At 41.1% G+C, this 19,761-nt stretch carries 22 protein-coding genes; 19 read left to right on the top strand and 3 right to left on the bottom strand.

Features of this window, described 5'->3' with window-relative positions; translation table 11 throughout:
• Positions 1 to 193: 193 nt before the first annotated feature.
• The 8 genes from JI665_RS26765 to JI665_RS26730 all read left to right on the top strand — a co-directional run bounded on the left by JI665_RS26765 (position 194) and on the right by JI665_RS26730 (position 6,754).
• Positions 194 to 1,267 (top strand): Fe(3+) ABC transporter substrate-binding protein, encoded by a 1,074-nt coding sequence (locus JI665_RS26765; RefSeq protein WP_206845780.1) that lies wholly within the window; start codon positions 194 to 196, stop codon positions 1,265 to 1,267.
• Positions 1,268 to 1,269: 2 nt separating this feature from the next.
• On the top strand, positions 1,270 to 2,916 hold the full coding sequence (locus tag JI665_RS26760; protein WP_206845779.1) for an ABC transporter permease: 1,647 nt from the start codon (positions 1,270 to 1,272) through the stop codon (positions 2,914 to 2,916).
• Positions 2,913 to 3,611 carry an ABC transporter ATP-binding protein gene (locus JI665_RS26755; RefSeq protein WP_206845778.1) on the top strand — a complete coding sequence of 233 codons (699 nt, stop codon included), beginning with the start codon at positions 2,913 to 2,915 and terminating at the stop codon, positions 3,609 to 3,611. Before JI665_RS26760 ends, JI665_RS26755 begins: the two co-directional genes overlap by 4 nt.
• A 195-nt stretch (positions 3,612 to 3,806) precedes the next feature.
• Complete coding sequence (locus JI665_RS26750) at positions 3,807 to 4,232, top strand: MarR family winged helix-turn-helix transcriptional regulator (RefSeq protein WP_206845822.1); 426 nt, start codon at positions 3,807 to 3,809, stop codon at positions 4,230 to 4,232.
• A 12-nt stretch (positions 4,233 to 4,244) separates the two neighbouring features.
• Positions 4,245 to 4,763, top strand: a complete 519-nt coding sequence (locus JI665_RS26745) for a GNAT family N-acetyltransferase (RefSeq protein ID WP_206845777.1) — start codon at positions 4,245 to 4,247, stop codon at positions 4,761 to 4,763.
• Positions 4,764 to 4,785: 22 nt separating this feature from the next.
• Entirely contained in the window at positions 4,786 to 5,409 is a 624-nt protein-coding gene (locus tag JI665_RS26740) for an FMN-binding negative transcriptional regulator (RefSeq protein WP_206845776.1), read from the top strand.
• 107 nt (positions 5,410 to 5,516) lie between these two features.
• Positions 5,517 to 6,413: an alpha/beta fold hydrolase gene (locus JI665_RS26735; RefSeq protein ID WP_206845774.1), complete on the top strand. Its 897-nt coding sequence runs from the start codon at positions 5,517 to 5,519 to the stop codon at positions 6,411 to 6,413.
• Between the two features lie 53 nt (positions 6,414 to 6,466).
• On the top strand, positions 6,467 to 6,754 hold the full coding sequence (locus JI665_RS26730; RefSeq protein WP_206845773.1) for a hypothetical protein: 288 nt from the start codon (positions 6,467 to 6,469) through the stop codon (positions 6,752 to 6,754).
• A gap of 181 nt (positions 6,755 to 6,935) precedes the next feature.
• On the opposite strand, the gene trmL is transcribed toward JI665_RS26730, so the two are convergent.
• The gene (gene trmL / locus JI665_RS26725; RefSeq protein ID WP_206845771.1) at positions 6,936 to 7,406 is read right to left on the bottom strand and encodes a tRNA (uridine(34)/cytosine(34)/5-carboxymethylaminomethyluridine(34)-2'-O)-methyltransferase TrmL; all 471 of its coding nucleotides are present in this window, start codon (positions 7,404 to 7,406) and stop codon (positions 6,936 to 6,938) included.
• Positions 7,407 to 7,722: 316 nt separating this feature from the next.
• Here trmL and JI665_RS26720 point away from each other — a divergent pair, with 316 nt between their 5' ends.
• The 9 genes from JI665_RS26720 (at position 7,723) to JI665_RS26680 (ending at position 14,984) form a co-directional block, all read left to right on the top strand.
• A complete protein-coding gene (locus JI665_RS26720; protein WP_206845769.1) occupies positions 7,723 to 8,091 on the top strand; it encodes an ArsR/SmtB family transcription factor in 369 nt (122 codons plus the stop codon).
• The gene (locus JI665_RS26715; protein ID WP_206845768.1) at positions 8,084 to 10,219 is read left to right on the top strand and encodes a heavy metal translocating P-type ATPase; all 2,136 of its coding nucleotides are present in this window, start codon (positions 8,084 to 8,086) and stop codon (positions 10,217 to 10,219) included. Before JI665_RS26720 ends, JI665_RS26715 begins: the two co-directional genes overlap by 8 nt.
• 153 nt (positions 10,220 to 10,372) lie before the next feature.
• Positions 10,373 to 10,990, top strand: coding sequence for an alpha/beta hydrolase (locus JI665_RS26710; RefSeq protein WP_206845766.1), 618 nt, complete (start codon positions 10,373 to 10,375; stop codon positions 10,988 to 10,990).
• Positions 10,991 to 11,181: 191 nt separating this feature from the next.
• Positions 11,182 to 11,829: a type A chloramphenicol O-acetyltransferase gene (gene catA / locus JI665_RS26705; protein WP_206845763.1), complete on the top strand. Its 648-nt coding sequence runs from the start codon at positions 11,182 to 11,184 to the stop codon at positions 11,827 to 11,829.
• A gap of 124 nt (positions 11,830 to 11,953) precedes the next feature.
• Positions 11,954 to 12,301 carry a VOC family protein gene (locus JI665_RS26700; RefSeq protein ID WP_206845761.1) on the top strand — a complete coding sequence of 116 codons (348 nt, stop codon included), beginning with the start codon at positions 11,954 to 11,956 and terminating at the stop codon, positions 12,299 to 12,301.
• 267 nt (positions 12,302 to 12,568) lie between these two features.
• On the top strand, positions 12,569 to 12,889 hold the full coding sequence (locus JI665_RS26695; protein WP_206845758.1) for a PadR family transcriptional regulator: 321 nt from the start codon (positions 12,569 to 12,571) through the stop codon (positions 12,887 to 12,889).
• 71 nt (positions 12,890 to 12,960) lie between these two features.
• Positions 12,961 to 13,302 carry a DUF1048 domain-containing protein gene (locus JI665_RS26690; protein WP_206845756.1) on the top strand — a complete coding sequence of 114 codons (342 nt, stop codon included), beginning with the start codon at positions 12,961 to 12,963 and terminating at the stop codon, positions 13,300 to 13,302.
• A 170-nt stretch (positions 13,303 to 13,472) separates the two neighbouring features.
• Positions 13,473 to 14,234, top strand: coding sequence for an ABC transporter ATP-binding protein (locus JI665_RS26685; protein WP_206845754.1), 762 nt, complete (start codon positions 13,473 to 13,475; stop codon positions 14,232 to 14,234).
• Positions 14,235 to 14,984, top strand: coding sequence for an ABC transporter permease (locus JI665_RS26680; protein WP_206845752.1), 750 nt, complete (start codon positions 14,235 to 14,237; stop codon positions 14,982 to 14,984).
• 136 nt (positions 14,985 to 15,120) lie between these two features.
• Here the strand turns inward: JI665_RS26680 and JI665_RS26675 are convergent, their stop codons facing one another.
• Positions 15,121 to 15,891: an SGNH/GDSL hydrolase family protein gene (locus JI665_RS26675; protein WP_206845749.1), complete on the bottom strand. Its 771-nt coding sequence runs from the start codon at positions 15,889 to 15,891 to the stop codon at positions 15,121 to 15,123.
• A 107-nt stretch (positions 15,892 to 15,998) separates the two neighbouring features.
• Here JI665_RS26675 and JI665_RS26670 point away from each other — a divergent pair, with 107 nt between their 5' ends.
• Both JI665_RS26670 and JI665_RS26665 read left to right on the top strand, forming a co-directional pair.
• The gene (locus tag JI665_RS26670; protein ID WP_206845747.1) at positions 15,999 to 16,925 is read left to right on the top strand and encodes an ABC transporter ATP-binding protein; all 927 of its coding nucleotides are present in this window, start codon (positions 15,999 to 16,001) and stop codon (positions 16,923 to 16,925) included.
• Positions 16,926 to 16,932: 7 nt separating this feature from the next.
• Positions 16,933 to 17,916, top strand: coding sequence for an ABC transporter permease (locus JI665_RS26665; protein WP_206845821.1), 984 nt, complete (start codon positions 16,933 to 16,935; stop codon positions 17,914 to 17,916).
• Between the two features lie 105 nt (positions 17,917 to 18,021).
• On the opposite strand, the gene JI665_RS26660 is transcribed toward JI665_RS26665, so the two are convergent.
• Positions 18,022 to 19,584 carry an alkaline phosphatase family protein gene (locus tag JI665_RS26660; RefSeq protein ID WP_206845746.1) on the bottom strand — a complete coding sequence of 521 codons (1,563 nt, stop codon included), beginning with the start codon at positions 19,582 to 19,584 and terminating at the stop codon, positions 18,022 to 18,024.
• Between the last annotated feature and the right edge of the window lie 177 nt (positions 19,585 to 19,761).

Below are 19,761 nucleotides of genomic sequence, written 5' to 3'. Positions count from 1 at the left end.
GGGAGGTTGCTGTCGTTAGGAAAGAATAATAGGGATAATTGGACAGCCCCGCCTTACATTCCAAAACATATGATTTGACAAATTTGCTATTTTCAGAGCAAAAGGATATTGACGAAACGAGCAGGGGTATGTAGAATGTAGTAAGTGATAATAATTATCAATATCAAGTACATATGTAAAGGTGGAAAGAAACATGAACATATCAAATTTACTAAAGCCTTTTATCGCTACAACTGCTCTAACCCTTGCTCTTGCTGGATGCGGGGGAGAAAGTACTTCTGATGGTGAAAGAGATACCGCTTCCAAAAAGGAAGAGCAGGTAGTTAATGTGTATACTGCCAGACATTATGAGGCGGATGATCAAGTATATAAAGATTTCACAGAAGAAACAGGCATTAAAGTCAATGTTGTGAAAGGTGAAGCTGAAGAGCTGATTGAGCGCCTAAAGCGTGAAGGCGAAAGCACGGAAGCCGATTTATTCATTACAGTTGACGGCGGTGTCCTTGCGCACGCAAAAGATAATGATATTATTCAGGCGGTTGAATCTGATGTTATCAGCGAAAATGTTCCTGAGAATTTGCGGGATAAAGAAAACATGTGGATTGGAATGGCTACCAGGGCGCGTGTAATCGTGTACTCAAAGGAGAGAGTCTCGCCTGATCAATTATCCACTTATGAAGATTTAACAAGCGATAAGTGGAAGGGCAAAGTGCTTGCCCGCTCTTCAACAAGCCTTTACAACCAGTCACTTCTTGCTTCTTTCATTGAATTAAATGGTGAAAAAGCGGCAGAAGAATGGTCAGAAGGAATTGTGAAGAACTTCGCCCGCCAGCCGGATGGCGGTGACCGTGACCAGGCGAAAGCCATCGCAGCCGGCATCGGTGATGTGGGGATTATGAATACGTACTATGTAGGACTGCTTGCCAATTCATCTGACCCTGAAGAAGTGAAAGTAGCGGAAGGCTTGGGCGTATTCTTCCCTAACCAGGAAACAAACGGCACACATGTGAATATCAGCGGAATTGGGCTAACGAAGCACAGCAAGAACCCTGAAAATGCGACAAAGCTGATTGAATATATGACTGGCAAGGATGCTCAGGAATATTTAGCGGCAAACAACTATGAATTCCCTGTTAATCCTGAAGCGGAGAAGCCGGAAATCCTTAAGTCATGGGGCGACTTTAAGATGCAGGAGCTTGACTTTGATACTTTAGGAAAGCATAACCAAAAGGCCATTGAAATTTTTAATAAAACAGGCTGGAAATAATAATGAATACTGAATCTGTTAAACATTTCTTTCGAAAGGATTTTAACGGATGGTGGCTGGTAAGCTTGATTGGGGCGGCAATGATTTTGCTGCCCATCTTGTTTATCTTTTTTTCTATTTTCCAGGAACCGAATGAAAATTGGTTTCAGATCAGGGAGTATCTATTAAAAAATTATGCTGCCAATTCGATTATCCTGGTCGTGCTGACAGGGATTTTTACAGCAATATTGGGAGTAAGCCTGGCCTGGCTCATTGCTGCATACGACTTTCCGATGAGGCGCTTTTTCAGCTGGGGGCTGATTCTTCCGCTGACCATTCCTCCTTATATTGCAGCTTATACCTATCGAACGATGTTGAGCTATACAGGGGTGGTTCAGGTAACCTTTAGGAACGAGTTCGATTATAAAATTAACCCGGAATGGCTATCCATATCCTCGCTTAGAGGTGCTGTATTTATATTTACGATTTTTCTTTTTCCGTATGTCTATATCATCTGCAGAGCTTTTCTTGAAAATCAAAGCTCTTCTTTTCTGGAAAATGCAAGACTGTTGGGAAGAAAACCCTTTTCAATTTTTGTGAGAATTGTCCTGCCGCTCTCAAGACCTGCAATCGTTGCTGGAGCTGTGCTTGTTATTTATGAAGTTTTGAGTGATTATGGTGTGACAAGCTATTTTGGCATTCATACGATTACGACAGCCATATTCCAGACTTGGTTTGGCATGTATGATGCAGATTCAGCAATGCGGCTGGCTGCATGGTTAATGGTCATCATAGTTGGATTGTTTTTTATTGAAAAATTGCTCAGGCAGGGCAGACGGTATAATATCAGCAGCAAAGCCAGGACCCTGGTACGCCAAAAGTTGAAGGGGCTTCGGGCTGCAGCGGTTTTTATCTACTGTTCGGTGATTTTTCTTCTTGGGTTCTTAATACCTGTGGTTCAGCTGCTGGCATGGTCCAGGCTGACTTTCGCGAAAGTGTGGAATGATACGTTCTTTACATTATTGTACCAGACTGTTTTTGTTGGAATAATCTCTACGGCACTGATTCTTTTGTTTGCCGTGATTATCGCAAATGTAACACGGTCCCATTCCTCAGGAGCATACATTTTATCCAAGCTGGCAACAGCAGGATACTCGATTCCCGGTGCGATCATTGCGATTGGAGTCCTTGCGTTATTTATAGAACTTGATTCTTTGCTTGCGCCATTTTACTCTTATATGGGGTGGGGGAAAGCTCCCCTAATCTTAAGTTTATCTCTGGCCATGCTGGTGATTGGCTATACCATCCGATTTATGGCAACAGGCTATAATGCTGTTGAAATCGGATTTGAGAAAATAGGGAACAAATATACAGAAGCATCAAGGATGCTGGGCATCGGCGTCACAAAAACCTTTTTCAAGGTGGATTTGCCATTGATTAAAGGCGCTTTCTTTAGCGGTTTTATTTTAACATTTGTAGAAATTATTAAAGAGCTTCCATTAGCTTTGCTGCTCAGGCCATTTAATTTTGATACCCTTGCCACGAAAACCTATCAATACGCAAAAGATGAGATGATTTATGAGGCGGCCATACCTTCCCTCATGATTATTCTCGTAAGTGTTATATCTGTTGCGGTGTTTCAAATGATTGATAAGAAGGTGAAAAAATGAACATCCTTACAATTCATAACCTGACATTTTCATTTCCAAAAGCCCGTGTTCCTGTAATTGAAGATTTTTCTTTTACAATGGACGAAGGGGAGATCGTTGGCATACTTGGACAGAGTGGAAGCGGGAAGAGCACGCTTCTTCGATTGATTTCAGGTCTTGAAATTCCAAGGACGGGAACGATAGAAATCGCCGGTACAGAAGCAGCAGGCAAGAAGACTTTCCTACAGCCGGAAGACCGTGGAGTAGGCATGGTGTTTCAGGACTACGCGCTTTTTCCTCATATGTCAGTAAAAGATAATCTTTTATTCGGCTTATCCCGCCTGACCCGGAAGGAAAGATTGCCGCGTGTCAGGGAGATGCTTGAGCTTGTGCAGATGACTGATTTTGAAAAAAGGTATCCGCATCAGCTAAGCGGCGGGCAGCAGCAGAGGATAGCTCTGGCCAGGGCTCTTGCGCCAAAGCCGAAATTGCTGCTGATGGATGAGCCATTCAGTAATTTGGATGCGAATTTAAAGGGCTCGATAAGGGATGAACTTCGGGAGATCCTGAAAAAGGCAAATATGACCTGTATCATGGTGACTCATGATAAAGAAGATGTAAAAGCCATCTGCGACAGAAGCATCGTATTTGGAAAATCTGAAGGATCACAATGTGAAATCAATGAAGAGAAAAGTAAGCTTACATTTGTAAGATAACACTTTAAGGCTCGCTGAAAAGCGGGCCTTTTGATATTAAATAAGCGGTTCCTAGGTTTAAAAGACCTCATGAATAAAAAAATATTGCAAATGCAACAAAAATAAGTTAGATTGAATACATGGTGTTATTGTTGCATTTACAACAAAAAACGTGTTGAGGAGTTGAGTACACTGGAAATTCTCCGTGAAATTGGCATGATCGCGAGGGCGCTGGATTCCATAAGCAATATCGAATTTAAAGAGCTTGACCTTACAAAAGGGCAGTACCTGTACCTTGTGCGAATATGTGAAAATCCAGGAATTATTCAGGAAAAGTTAGCTGAGATGATAAAAGCAGATCGGACAACGGCAGCCCGTGCGATTAAAAAGCTTGAACTGAATGGCTTTATAGAAAAGAAAGACGATGAACAGAACAAGAAAATCAGGAGGCTCTTCCCAACAGAGAAGGGGAAAAAAGCTTTTCCTTTTATAAAAAGAGAACATGAATATTCCAATGCGATTGCCTTAGAGGGATTTTCCGAGAAAGAAGCAGCAACCGTTTTCAAGCTGCTTCAAAGAGTTAGAAAAAATGTAGAGAAAGACTGGGAATATGTAAAAAAGGGGAACAAGAGAAATTATTAAGGGAGAGGCATAATGACTATTAATATGAAAAAATGTACGCTTGAAGATTTAAGAAGACTTCAGGAAATTAGTTATGAAACCTTTAATGAAACGTTTAAGGAACAGAATTCACCCGAAAATATGGAAGCCTATTTGGAAAAGGCATTTAACCTAAAGCAATTGGAAACTGAACTATCCCAACCTTCATCACAGTTCTGCTTTGTTGAATTTGAGGGCGAGACTGCCGGGTATTTAAAGGTTAATACCGATGAGGCTCAGACTGAAGAAATGGGCGATGAAGCACTCGAAATCGAGAGGATTTATATCAGAAGTTCATTTCAGAAACAGGGGCTTGGTAAATATCTGTTCCATAAAGCCCTGGAAGCTGCGGTGGAACTTAATAAAAAGAAAATTTGGCTGGGTGTATGGGAAAAAAATGAAAAGGCAATTGCCTTTTATAAGAAAATGGGGCTTGTCCAAACTGGATCCCACTCTTTTTATATGGGTGATGAAGAACAAACGGATTTTATAATGGTCAAGATTCTCAAATGATTTTTTCGAAGGGCGGATGATTATGTATATTCCAAAATACTATAAAGTCACAAATGCGGATGAAATTTGGGAGTTTGTTCAAAGTAACTCGTTTGGCACGATGGTCTCGACAAAACAAGGAAGACCCATTGCTACTCATCTGCCATTGCAGTTAATTATAGAAGGAGATACGTGCTATTTAACAGGGCATATGGCATATGGGAATCCGCAATGGAGAACATTCGAAGCCTCTGAAGATGTGCTGGTGATGTTCCAGGGGCCACATGCTTATATTTCTTCCTCCTGGTATGAGGAAGAAAATGTCCCAACATGGAATTATCAGGCTGTCCATGTATATGGCGAAGCCAGTATTCTGAGCGAAGAGGAATTAAAGCAGGACCTGGCCATGCTGCTACAAAAATATGAAAAACATCGCAAAAATCCAGTCTTATGGGATAAGCTTTCTCCGGAGCTTTTAGAACAGCAGATAAAAGGAATTGTTGGATTCAAGATTAAGGTAAAGGAAATTCAAGCTGCCGATAAATTAAGCCAGAACCGGAATGAAAGAGACTATCAAAACATCATTCATAAACTCTATGAAGAGAATGATTTTGATTCTAAGCAAATGGCCCAGGTGATGGAGGGGAAGGTAAAAAAGGGATTATAGGTTAGCAGGGAAGAACAGAGGAAATAAAATATCCCTCTGTTTTTTTAGCATCTGGAATATTATGTTAGTATTGATATAGAGAGATAAGCAATCAGGGAGATGGTAGTGTGGAGAGAAGAGTTGAATTATTTTCAGTAGACGATGTGACCATCGAGTATTCCGTTATTGGGAAAGGTGAACCTATTTTTGTTTTTCATGGAGGACACTCAAATTGCAACGAAGAATTTGGATATAAAGGTTTAGTAGAGAATGGATATTCCATCATTACCCCGTCAAGGGCAGGATATGGAAAGACTTCAGAAGCGATAGGGGAAAGTTTAACTGCTGCATGTGAATATTACGCAAAATTGGTAGACCATCTTCGCATTGAACAGGTTCATATACTGGCTATATCGGCTGGCGGCCCAACAGGTATCCGATTTGCCTCTTTATTTCCGGAAAGAGTTAAAAGTCTTACCTTAGAGAGTGCGGTTTCAAAGGAATGGCTTACACCGAAGGATCTGGAGTATAAGGCAGCCCACATTATCTTTCGGCCATCTGTTGAAGGGTTCACATGGAAGATGCTTAGTTTTTTCAGTAATTCCTTTTCAAAGGTAATGTTCAACATGATGTCTTCGCAGTTTAGTTCCCTCTCAAAAGAAGACATTAAACAAAGAATTGGTGACAATGATATTGAGGAATTTAAAAAGATGAATAACCGTCAGCGATCAGGCAGTGGTTTTCTTATTGACATTAAACAAACCAAGGAATTAACCGGCCAAGATTTAAGATCCATCGCCTGTCCTGTTTTGATTCTTCATAGTAAAAATGACGGTTTTATTCCACTGAAACATCCTTATCACGCCCACAAAAATATTCCACACTCTGAACTCAGCGTACTTGATTCTTGGGGACATTTAATCTGGATAGGTAAATTAGCATTTGAAAGAGATGAGAAACTCACTACTTTTTTGGAGTCACATAAGCTTGAGGATTCTTTTTTTATGAAACGTAACATTTACTAAATCATACATTAGGTATAGGGGGAAAAGGTTTTAAAGGGAGGTGAAACCTCGGTATGAAAATCATTTTATTTTTGGTGATACTCGGTTTATGCCTGATTGGTTTTAATTGGCTTATGGGATATAGAAAAAATCATATCACCATTGATCTGGATGAGAGGTATGCGGATTTTAAAGAGTATGTTGAAGCAATCCAGAGTGAACTTGACAATCAAGGGAGGGAGGCCAGTTATATAGGGAATCGAAAGTTTGTCATTGATGGCCAGACCTATATTTTCATAGAACGCAATGTTTCAATGGGAGGCGTTCCCCTGCAAAGAACCATTCTGAAACCGGAAAAATGACTGACCTGAAGTGTTATAGAGCGATAGCGGGATCCTGGGCTGTCATTAGGGCAGCTTTTTCTTATTGCCAGAAACAAGAAAGAAAAACAGCATTCAGTCTAAAACAGATACATAATGTATGAATTGGGTTTTGTCTTTTATAAAGTGCAAAAACAAAACATCTTCCAGCGCGGAAGATGTTTTATTTAAGATGGGGAAATCCCTGCTGGCGCAGAGCCTCATACACCAATATAGCAGCTGTGCTCGAAAGGTTGAGTGAACGGACATTATCATTCATGGGTATTCTTAGAAAGTGATCTTTATTTTCCTCCAGTAAATCTTTTGGCAAGCCCGTTGTTTCTTTTCCAAACATAAAATAATGCTCCTTTAATGCATCACTGAAGTCAAAGGATGAATGTGCCTGTTCACCAAAGGTCTCAATATAATAGAATTCCCCCTGGTTTTTTGAAAAAAAGTCATCCATTGAATCATAATATGTTATGTTCACGGAATCCCAGAAATCAAAGCCTGCCCGTTTGATCATTTCTTCATCTGTTGAAAAGCCAAGCGGCCGGATTAAATGCAAGGATGTATCCGTTGCAGCGCAAGTAAGGGCAATATTTCCGGTATTGGCCGGAATATCAGGCTGATATAGTACGACATGTATGGCCAAGGATTGTCACCTCTATCTTCAATTTTTCCTCCAAATTATAGCATATTGATTGGGCGTATTAGTAATTATGCTGACGGGGCTTTAATTGGCCTTTTTGCTATCATCCCCTCTGGCACGCACTCCCAGCCTAAAGCACAAGAGTAAATAACATATGCAACTGTTTATGACGGTTATGTTTTTCAAATTAATGGTTCATCCCCGATTTGGATGAACCATTTTTTGCTTTGAGATAATAACCATATGATTGTTTGACTATTTAGAAAAAGGTACATATACTAATAATCAAACAATCGTTTGATTAAGGGGGTGGCTTCTTTTGAAGCACGATGATGTTTGTGAAGTAACCTGCGTGGATGAAGAAAAAGTAAGACGTGTGAAAGAATCTGTCTCCCATCAGAATACCTCTGCTGTTGCCCAAATATTTAAAGCGCTATCTGATGACACCAGGGTAAAGATTGCCTTTTCACTATGTGAAGAAGAAGAATTATGTGTCTGTGATGTAGCTAATATTGTGGGGTGCACGACAGCTACTGCTTCTCACCATTTACGGCTCCTTCGAAATATGGGACTGGCGAAATATCGCAAGGATGGCAAATTAGTCTTTTATTCGCTCGATGATGATCATGTCAAACAGCTGATTCAAATTGCCTTTACACATCAAAAGGAGGTGTATCAATATGAGTGAGGCTTTAGCGAAATCAGATGAAAAAAATGTCTACCGTGTACAGGGTTTTTCCTGAGCAGGCTGTGCTGCAAAGTTCGAAAAGAACGTAAAACACCTGGATGGTGTTTCTGATGCAAATATAAATTTCGGTGCTTCAAAGCTGACGGTGTACGGAGAGGCAACCATTGAAGAGCTGGAGAAGGCCGGAGCTTTTGAAAATTTAAAAGTTATTCCTGAAAAGGAGCGATTTGTAGAGAAGAAAGAACCTTTTCTGAAAAAACATGCTACTGTCATCGCCTCCTTTGTCCTTCTCGTTATGGGATGGTTTGCAGGGGAACTGAATGGGGAAGGGGACATTCTCTCCATTTTAGCATATGGTGCATCAATGGTTATTGGCGGATACCGCTTGTTCACAACAGGGCTGAAAAATTTAATTCGCCTTCAGTTTGATATGAGAACACTGATGACGATTGCTGTCATTGGTGCTGCCTTTATTGGGGAATGGGGAGAAGGGGCAACCGTTGTCATCCTCTTTGCGATCAGTGAAGCGCTTGAAACGTATTCCATGGATAAAGCCCGTCAATCGATCCGTTCCTTAATGGATATAGCTCCACGGGAAGCCTTAATCCGAAGAGGGAACCAAGAAATGATGGTTGAGGTGGAGGATATTCAGCTCGGTGACATTATGATTGTCAAGCCAGGGCAAAAAATCGCGATGGATGGCATTGTAGTTAAGGGCTTATCTTCCGTCAATCAAGCGGCTATTACGGGGGAATCTGTCCCTGTTGCCAAAGCGGCTAAAGATGAAGTCTTTGCAGGAACCTTGAATGAAGAGGGTCTGCTTGAGGTTAAAGTGACGAAGCATGTAGATGATACGACAATTGCAAAGATCATCCACTTGGTGGAAGAAGCTCAGGCTGAGCGAGCCCCTTCACAAGCCTTTGTCGACAAATTTGCTAAATACTATACGCCGCTCATCATGCTTATTGCCTTAGGTGTAGCTGTTGTTCCTCCGCTGTTTTTTGGAGCTGAATGGGATACATGGATTTATCAGGGATTAGCTGCACTTGTGGTTGGGTGTCCTTGTGCGCTCGTGATTTCGACCCCAGTTGCCATTGTAACTGCGATTGGGAATGCCGCAAGAAATGGCGTACTGATTAAAGGCGGTATTCATTTAGAAGAGATGGGGGCAATCAAAGCCATTGCCTTTGACAAAACGGGGACACTAACAAAAGGGATTCCCATGGTAACAGATTACCTGCCGCAATCCCATGCAAATTCTAATGAGCTTTTGTCCATTGCTGCCGCATTGGAGAAGGGATCACAGCATCCGCTTGCTTCAGCTATTATGAAAAAAGCAGAAGAAGAAAATGCGCCATACCAGGACATCCGTATTGAAGACTTTTCTTCCATTACGGGAAAAGGGATTAAAGGGATCTTTCAAAATCAGATGTATTACGTTGGAAGCCCGAATTTGTTCGAGGAACTATTAAAAAATGGAATTCCAGCTGAATTAAAAACAGCTATTGCCCGTCTTCAAAAGCAGGGAAAAACGGTCATGGCGGCAGGTACCTCTGAAGAAGTATTAGGTCTGTTTGCCGTTGCGGATGTGTTAAGGGAAAACAGCAAAAATGTGATTGAAGATCTTCATTCTATGGGGATTCAAAAAACCATTATGCTTACTGGCGATAACGAAGGCACTGCAAACGCGATTGGTGAACAAGTCAGCGTATCGGATATTAAAGCTGAATTATTGCCGCAGGATAAATTAACGTTTATCAAAGATCTTAGAAAGAAATATGACCGTGTGGCAATGGTTGGTGACGGTGTAAATGATGCCCCTGCATTGGCTGCTTCTACTGTTGGGATTGCCATGGGGGGAGCTGGAACAGATACGGCTCTTGAAACAGCAGATATTGCCCTGATGGCAGATGATCTTGGGAAACTGCCATTTACCGTGAAGTTAAGCAGAAAAGCCCTTAGCATTATTAAGCAAAATATTACGTTTTCATTAGGAATAAAGCTTGTCGCATTACTTTTGGTCATTCCAGGCTGGCTAACGCTTTGGATTGCGATTTTTGCAGATATGGGTGCGACACTTATTGTCACATTAAACGGCTTGCGTCTTCTGAGAATTAAGGACAAATAAGTTAAGAGCTTCCCATTTTTCTTGGGAAGCTCTTTTACTAGTGGGATATTTTATTTTAAGATGTTTTGTTTATGGGAGCAGATCACGTGAAAAAGGAATATTGGGTGATAGTCAAGAATAGGTACCAATAAAAACTTAGGAAGTGAGAAAACGGTGACTAATCATAAAATTGCTGGTTCAAAAAGTATTCCTTTTAGATTGATAGAACAAAAGGAAGAAGCAAATAGTTTAGTTATTGTCTTGCCCGGGGCTGGCTACTCAACAAATGCTCCGCTGCTGCACTTTACATCAGGGTTATTTTACACAAAAGGTTTTGATGTATTACACATTAACTATACATTTAGCAGGGAAGAGATGTCTGTGCTAAATGAAGAGGATTTCACGAGAAATGTACAACATGCAATCGACAACGCCATTAAGAACAAGAAATACAGTAATTATTATGTGGTGGCTAAATCAATAGGTACAATTGCTTTAAGTTATCTGTTTAATAATACTATGCTGAAAGATGCAAAAGCCGTATGGCTGACACCGTTACTGCAAAGAGATGACGTATTTAATGCAATGGTTCATAGTGATCATAAGGGACTTTGTATTATTGGAGATCGGGATAGCTGTTTCATTGAAGAACGCTTTGAAAAATTGAAACAGAATCAAAATCTTATATTAAAAGTGATTGATGGTGGGAATCACAGTTTAGAGCTTGATGAAGAACCAATAAAATCAATTGAAATTTTAAAAGGTGTAATATCAAACATTAATGAGTTTTAATAGCTGAAGTGCCATTCTTTATTACTGCTTTTTGAACTGAGGGCTTGTAAGTGGAAGAAAACTTTTGATACTAGTTAGAGATACCGGGTAATATAAGGAAATATTATATATAAAAAGGATGACTGTCATGAAAAAAGCAGTGAAAATAGCCTCCTAAGATAAAAATTAAATTATATTAGGAGGCGTTGAGTATGAAATTTAACATTATTAATCGTGACAAGTGGGATCGAAAAGAATATTTTGAACACTACTTAAAGCAGCAGACCACATTCAGTATGACGAATGAAATAAATATTACTATTCTTATGAAGAACTTAAAGAAAAAGAATTATAAGCTATATCCTGCGTTTATTTTTATGGTTTCAAAAATCGTTAACTCCCACAGAGAGTTTCGAATAAGTTTTAACTCAGAAGGTCATTTAGGTTATTGGACAGAGATTTGCCCTCTATATACGATTTTTGATAAGAAGATGTACACATTTTCTGGCATCTGGTCACCAAACCTAACTATTTTTTCAGAGTTTCATTCTCAATATGGAAATGATGTTGAAGAATACAATGGTACGGGGAGATTATTTCCCAAAACACCTATACCAGATAATACTATTCCGATTTCTATGATTCCTTGGAGTTCTTTTACCTCATTTAATTTAAATATAAATAATGGCGGGGATTTTCTCTTGCCCATAATAACTGGAGGGAAGTATTCACAAGTAAATGATGAATTATTCCTGCCTGTCTCTTTACAAATGCATCATGCTGTTTGTGATGGCTACCATGCGGGTGTTTTTATGAATGATTTACAAAGACTTGCTGATGAGAGTGAAGATTGGATTTAACTGGTCATTGGAGGAGTATGCAAAGGAACTGTGTGCAGCAGTTCCTTTTTTATAGAAAAACAAAAGTTTGTAAAGATAACTTTCGAAAAACGAAAAGAATAAAATAAGATAGGGGCTAGTTACGATGATAAAAGGTTTCGGAGGAATATTTTGGAGAACTAGGAATCTTGATGCTGTGAAAAAATGGTACAGTGAAGTGCTGAAGATTGAAATAGACAATTGGAATGGGACTGTGATTAAACCCCAATCAGAAAATGAGACTATCTTTTCTTTCTTTGCTGAGGATGACAGTTATTTTCCAACAGAGCAACAAGTGATGTTAAATTTTCAAGTAGATAATCTAGATGAGACTATTAAGCATCTTGAACAAATGGGTGTACCTCTTGCTAAGGAAAAAGAGGTTAGTGAGTTTGGTAAGTTTGTTTGGATCGAAGACCCTGAAGGCCGCCTGGTCGAGCTTTGGGAGAAATAGCGAGTTGTCATTTTTTTGCTATTGAGCTATCAGGCGCTCATTAGCTTTTAATAAAACAGCTAATTTCATTTTATGCAAGAAGGGGCAGTTGACCAATTTTAATTTTTTTATAATAAAAAGTTGACGCCCTTAACTACTCGGTGTTACAATGTACCTGTAATAAGCAATACTGAATAGCGAAGGTTCCCAAAAGCTGTTCAGTATAAATTTTCCTTGGTACTAAGTAATACTGAATATAAGTCAGACATAATAGAGGAGGCTCTGAACATGGAAAATTTAACTGAAATGCTGAAGGGTTCGCTGGAAGGCTGTGTGCTGGAAATCATCAGCCGCCAAGAAACCTATGGCTACGAGATTACCCGCCGGCTGAACCAGCTTGGTTTTACCGAAGTCGTGGAAGGGACGGTCTACACCATCCTCGTGCGATTAGAAAAGAAAAAACTGGTGGATGTAGAAAAGAAACCGTCCGATATGGGGCCGCCCCGCAAGTTTTACTCACTTAATGAGGCTGGCCGCGAGGAACTCGAATTATTTTGGAAGAAATGGGATTTTGTATCATCAAAAATCAACGTCTTGAAGTCAACCTAGTTTCATAAGATATTCTGTCCGATATCTTTGGAGTGTCTTGTTCAGCTTTATAAAAAAGGAGGAAATATAACATGTTGGAAATGTTCAAAAAATTGATTGGTGATAAAAAAGAATACAAAATGATGATGGCACGGGTTGAAGCCCTGCCAGAGGACTACCAGTTTGTATTTAAGAAGATTCAAAACTACATGTGGAATTTCTCAGCGGGCAACGGGATGGATATGCTGCATATGCAGTATGAATTAATCGAGTTGTTCGAAGCCGGTGCGGCGGAAGGCAGACAAGTGCTGGAAATCACCGGAGATGACGTGGCGTCCTTTGCCGACGAACTGGTGGCAAATGCTAAAACCTATGTCGCCAAGTATCGTGAAGATTTGAATCAGAGTATCATGAAGCGATTGGGAAAGAAGTAAATACTAGAGATAAAACCGACTGAATAGGTGTTTTACAAATGTGATTTGTCACCTGCACTATTCAGTTTCATTTTTACCTCAGTACTAAGTTGTACAGAATATCTGTCAGACTAAGTAGGGGTTTGCAGTAATCCAGCCCCACAAGGCGCTATTACAAGGAGGAAAAAAGTATGAGCAATGCAGCGATTTATGTAAAAGGGTTAAAAAAATCCTTTAAAGACAAGGAAGTCTTAAAGGGGGTGGATTTTGAGGTGCAGCGGGGCGAAATTTTTGCCCTGCTTGGCTCAAATGGAGCGGGAAAGACGACGACCGTCAATATCCTCTCGACGTTGATGAAGTCCGATGGCGGTGAAGCAGGTATTTGCGGCTTTGATGTCCAGCGTCAACCGGATTTTGTTCGCCAGAGTATCAGTCTGACAGGGCAGTTCTCAAGCTTGGACGGCATGCTCACAGGGCGGGAAAACCTGATGATGATCGCCAGGCTGAGGGGAGTTTCCAATCCCGCAGAAGTCGCTGACAATCTGCTTGCAAGATTTAGCCTGACCGAGGCGGCCAACCGCCGGGCTGACAATTATTCCGGCGGGATGAAGCGCCGGCTTGACATTGCCATGAGCCTGATCGGGACGCCGGCAGTCATTTTTCTCGATGAACCGACGACAGGGCTTGACCCGGAAGCGCGGATTGAAGTCTGGGATACCGTCAAGGAGCTCGCCGGCGGCGGCACGACCATCCTGCTGACGACCCAGTACCTGGAGGAAGCCGAACAACTGGCAGACCGTATCGCCATTCTGCATGGCGGAAAAATCATCACGACCGGTACTCTAACCGAACTCAAGGAGATGTTCCCGCCAGCGAAGGTGGAGTATATCGAGAAGCAGCCGACATTGGAGGAAATTTTCCTCGCAATCATCGGCAAAAAGGAGGAAATGTAAATGAAAAGCAAAACAGGGGTATTACTGGGGCGTTTAATGCGCAACATTTTGCGCAGTCCGGATACAATTATCACGGTGGCGATTACGCCGATTATGATGATGCTGCTGTTTGTCTACGTATTTGGCGGCGCCATAGAGACAGGAACGGACAACTACGTCAATTATTTATTGCCGGGAATTCTGCTGATGGCTATCGCATCCGGTGTCGCTTACACTTCCGTGCGGCTGTTTACGGATGTTAAAGGCGGGCTGATGGCGCGTTTTATTACGATGCCCATTAAGCGATCGTCTGTATTATGGGCTCACGTGCTGACCTCGCTTGTTTCCAATGCACTCACTATTATAGTGGTTATCCTCGTTGCGCTCTTGATGGGCTTCCGTTCCAGCGCTAATATCCTGGATTGGCTATCGGTAGCTGGGATACTCGGGATGTTTACGCTGGCGCTGACATGGCTGGCGGTCATTCCCGGATTGAAAGCGGGGTCTATGGAAGGGGCGACAGCCTACTCGTATCCGCTGATTTTCCTGCCGTTTATCAGTTCGGCCTTTGTCCCAACCGATACCATGCCTAAAATAGTCCGTGCCTTCGCTGAGAACCAGCCCGTGACTTCAATCGTGAATGCGATTCGTGCTCTCTTGTATGAAGGGTCTGTTGGCAGCGGCATCTGGATCGCGCTTGCCTGGTGCGTCGGCATCATGGTCATCTCTTACTTCTTCGCCGTTAAAGAATTTAAACGTCAGTTAGGGTAAGGACACCATTATGGGATTAGCCAAACGGAATTATGGCCCACAGGCCACTAGGGGTAAAGGTTAGTGAAGCATGCAAATAATGAAAAAGGTGAATCTGCAGTCCAGACTTCATGTGGACTGTGGATTCACCTTTTCTTTATTGAACGATACTTTTTTCAATGACAATTGACATGCTTTCAGCTATTTGCTTATAAGTAGCATCATTCGGATGGAAAATGTCACTGGAAAGATCTCGTTTGGCATCCGTGACTAAATTGAAAGTATCCACTATTTGAACACTGTATTTCAAGCCCAATGTACGGGCAGACTCATTCCATTTTTGGATGATGGAATCAAATGAATCCCCGTTGGGCGATTGCTTGAATGGATTATAAAGCCCCATATAGAGTATGACTGAATTCGGATTACTTTCACGAATGTTTTTAAACGTCTTTTCCAAATTCGGAATTTCGGTCTCCAGGATGCCAAGGGCGGTTTCTTCAGAATATTTTTTTAGGGTCTCCCCGCTATTAAATAGGTTATTTCCCCCTATAGTGATCGTAATGATTTTGGCATCTTTAAGAGATCTCCTGACTTCCTTTTGCTCTAGCTGGACCAGTAAATCTTCAATCCTGGCACCTCTTACACCCAGGTTTTGAAAACGTTCAACAGTATTATTTTCTTTAAGTTCACTTCCAACCAGCGGGACAAAACCTTCTCCCTTTGATGAGCCGACACCCCTGGTTAAGGAATCTCCGAGTGCGATATATGTATCACCAGGTGTGACAGGAACTTTCTCTGATTTCGCTAATATTTCCGCTTGAGGCGGACTGGTAACATCCATATAGGCACTGGCAAGGCCATACCCAAAAAGAACTGTCAGCGCAAGGGACAATGTTAAAAATAACGGCCACATCCATTTTTTCATCGTTTTACCTCTCCTTCTAATGTGATTGTATCCATTTTTTTCTCAAATGGAGTATTTAAAAGAGTGTTTGTTCGAAAATTTAGTTAGAATAGAACAAGGGTGATGCTATGAGCTTAAAGCCGACAGTCCAATTGGAAAATGTAACGAAAATCATTGGAAAGAAAACGATTATTGATAATATATCATTTGACATTTATCCAGGAGAAGTATTTGGGTTCCTGGGTCCTAATGGCGCAGGTAAAACCACCACGATCCGGATGCTTGTCGGGCTCATTAAGCCAACATCCGGGAAGATTCACATCTGCGGTTTTGATGTAAGAAAGCAATTTGTTCAGGCGATGCAGCGCCTTGGTTCTATCGTCGAAAATCCCGAGCTGTATAAGTATTTGAGCGGCCGCGACAACCTGCAGATGTTTGCGCGGATGCTGCCTGATGTGGATGAAGAACGGATACAGGAAGTCATTGATCTGGTTGATCTGACTGCTAGAATTGATGATCAGGTTCGGACCTATTCATTAGGAATGCGTCAGCGTCTTGGTATTGCACAAGCATTGTTAGGCCGCCCGGATGTGCTGATATTGGATGAGCCTACGAATGGCTTGGACCCGATGGGAATAAAAGACCTTCGGACATTTATCAGGAAGCTGGTCGATGATACGGGCCTTTCGGTGCTCGTATCCAGTCATATTTTAAGTGAAATCGAATTGCTGGCGGATCGTGTGGCTATTATGAGCCATGGGAAAATCGTCAAGGTCGGCAGCGTAAGCGATTTGGTTGGTGCACTGTCATCCGGTGTGGATTGGAGAGTCAGTGATTCTATTCGTGCACTTGCTATTTTACAAGAATCCCCATATGTCCAGGCTGCAGAACTATACGATGACCATACTATACACACACTTATGGATGAAAGCAAAACCTCAAATCTGAATGAGGCTTTAATGAAGGCGGGTATTGAGGTATGGACGATCGAAAGGAAAGTGCAGACATTGGAGGACCTATTTATCAGTTTGACAGGAGGCGATCATATTGTCTAATCCGAATATGGTTGGACTGATTCGTAATGAAGTGATGAAAATTGCTTCCAAAAAACGCCTGGCGGTTGTCAGCGTTATATTAGTCATTCTGGTCTCGATGTTTACATATGCACAATACAGGGAGATACAGGAGAAAATAGAAAAGCAGGGCACCCTGGACTGGCGGGTGGAGCTTCAGCAGGAGATTGTCGATCGGCAAAATCGGCTCGCATCGAGTGGAATACAGGACGATTTCAGACAGTTCCTTGAATTTGATCTGAAGCAGAAGCAGTATTATCTGGACAACGATATCAACCCGAACTATCCTGGAGCCCCTACGTTTATCCGCATCTTTTTCTCACAGGGGGTCACACTTGTCCTGCCTTTATTCATTATTATTATCATGGCTGATATTGTGAGCGGGGAATATAATGATGGCACCATCAAAACATTACTGTCCCGGCCGGTTAAAAGATGGAGAATCCTGATGGCTAAATGGCTGACGATTTTACTGTATACTTCCATGCTGATGGCGGCAACCGTGATTGTCTGTTATGGGGTTTCAGGAATCGTGCTCGGATATGATGGATGGACCGCACCTATTTTAACCGGATTTCAAGCTTCTGCATCTGGTGAATTTTCAACGGAATACATCCATACACTGCCGATGTGGGAATACCTGCTGATGTCAGTTGGCCTTGCCTGGGTAGTAACAGCGGTTGTTGGAACCATAAGCCTTATGATATCAGTTCTGGTGAAAAATACAGCGACTGGAATAGGGGCGATGATGGCTGTGTTAATCGCAGGCACTCTGCTATCTTCTATCGGCTCGAGCTGGACGAGCTCCAAGTTTTTAGTGAACTTGAACTTTGATCTGATTAACTACTTGGAAGGCCAGGCACCGCCGATTGAAGGGATGTCCCTGCCGTTTTCGCTGACCGTGCTCGGGGTTTGGACGGCTGCCTGTCTTGCTGTGGCGTTTTGGAATTTTACTCAGAAGGATATGTATTAAAATAACGTTAATTTACTTGCTTTATACAAAAGTACTAATATAAATATAAAAATGAGCCCTCAAGTTCTGAGGGCTTTATACTTGTGTGCGAGGCATGGAAACTAATTAATTCCAAAAATCCAAAATCCATTTTTTTAAATCTACAATCCGCAGCTGATCGATACTTTTATTGGTTCCTGTAACAATGATGGGGATTAGTGAATCCTCTTTATGCATTGAACCATGGGCACCGCCGCCGGAATGTTCAGGTGAACTTTCTCCAATGAATTCAAATCCGGGTTTTGCATCAACAACAAGAAATTCACCTTCCTGAGACTGCATAGCTCCATATAACCTTGCTAATCCATCAGGATAATCCCCATAATGAATATTCTTGTCCTTTAAGGATAAATCGAGAATGGAGGTATTTCCTTTAATAGTCCAGGCTTGATTATAAATATCGTTATAGGTCCCGCCTGGTTTAAAAATAAAGGACCCCTTATGATCTCCGGATATCACATGTATCATCTCTTTTTCTTTCCTTGCAATCCAGGCAATCCGAGGGTCAGTTTGCAATTTTCCTGCGATATTTTTTACAGAAACACTCTCGTTAATTTTATAGATATAGGCCATCCGTTCATTTGCTGTAATGACAATTTGATCGTCTTCTGAAACAGGCTTACCGAGCTTTAAAATTCTGTATTTAGAAAGGATTTCTTGTAAATCTATTAGTGCCTCTTTTTTTCGTTCATTGACAGACGACTGATTACTGTCTCCAATGATAACCCAAATGTTATTATTTAGGGCATCTTCCCATTTTGGGAAAATATTCAGGACCTCCTGGAGATGCTTATCAAGTTTTTCAATTCCTTTTGTTGTATCTGGACCTTTCCTATGTACAGTAAAGTCATTTTCTGAGATGTACAGGATTGTAAATTCAGGAAGAATATTTTTTTTCAATAGATATTTTAATTCTTGAACCGCGAAGGCATCATTAAGTCCTATACGATTGACGATGTGATTATTCTTTGGGTCCTGGCGTATAAATGCCCCTAAAGACAGTATTTTTGGTCCAAGGGTTTCGTATTCCTCAGGCAGATTGCTCACTTTTGTTATCAACTTTGGAACTTTAAGGGTATGATGATAATTTCCCCGATAAATAAATGCGTTAATGGATGCTGAATCTTTTTTTAAATTGTTCAGATCTTCATGTATAGTTCTTACATTTGGACTGAGGTCAACATTGTTATATTGATGCATGATATTATCAGCAAATCGGGAAACCCCGAGTTTCATAATTTCAAACATGCCATTCCCATAAGTGTTGATTTGCTTCTCATTATTATCAAACCAAACAAGTCCAGGAATCTTACTTTGATCCGGGTAAGTACCAGTTATTAAAGAGCTGTCGATTGTAACCGACATGGTTGGATAGGAACTTACTAAATTTTTACTATATTGGCCGTGTTTTAAAAAGAAGGCAAGAGCAGGGGCATTCTTCTCCTGGATAGCATTCTTTAACGGCTCATCCATAAGTGAATCGATAACAAGAAGTATAATTTTAGGTGAGGTCTGACTTTCTGTTTGAATAACAGATACTTTCTTTTCCTGTTCATCTGCTTTATTACCACAGCTGGTGCAGCCTATTACAAGAATAGATATGCTAATAATAAGAAGCAATCGAGTCAATAAATTTCACCTGCTCTTTGAGATAGTCCTAACAAGGATTTTGATCAAAATTATCATGCTCAGTTTATTAAAAGATATTCATTTGACCAAGATTGTGAGTTTATTGCGTTTATACAAAATTTAATGGGCACGAAAAAAGAGAAACCACCAGAGGCTATGCATACCTGAGTGGACATT

Source organism: Bacillus sp. NTK034 (assembly GCF_017303275.1).
GTDB lineage: Bacteria > Bacillota > Bacilli > Bacillales > Cytobacillaceae > Cytobacillus.
Note: the sequence above shows the minus strand (reverse complement) of the source record. Positions and strands in the feature narration are given on the sequence as shown.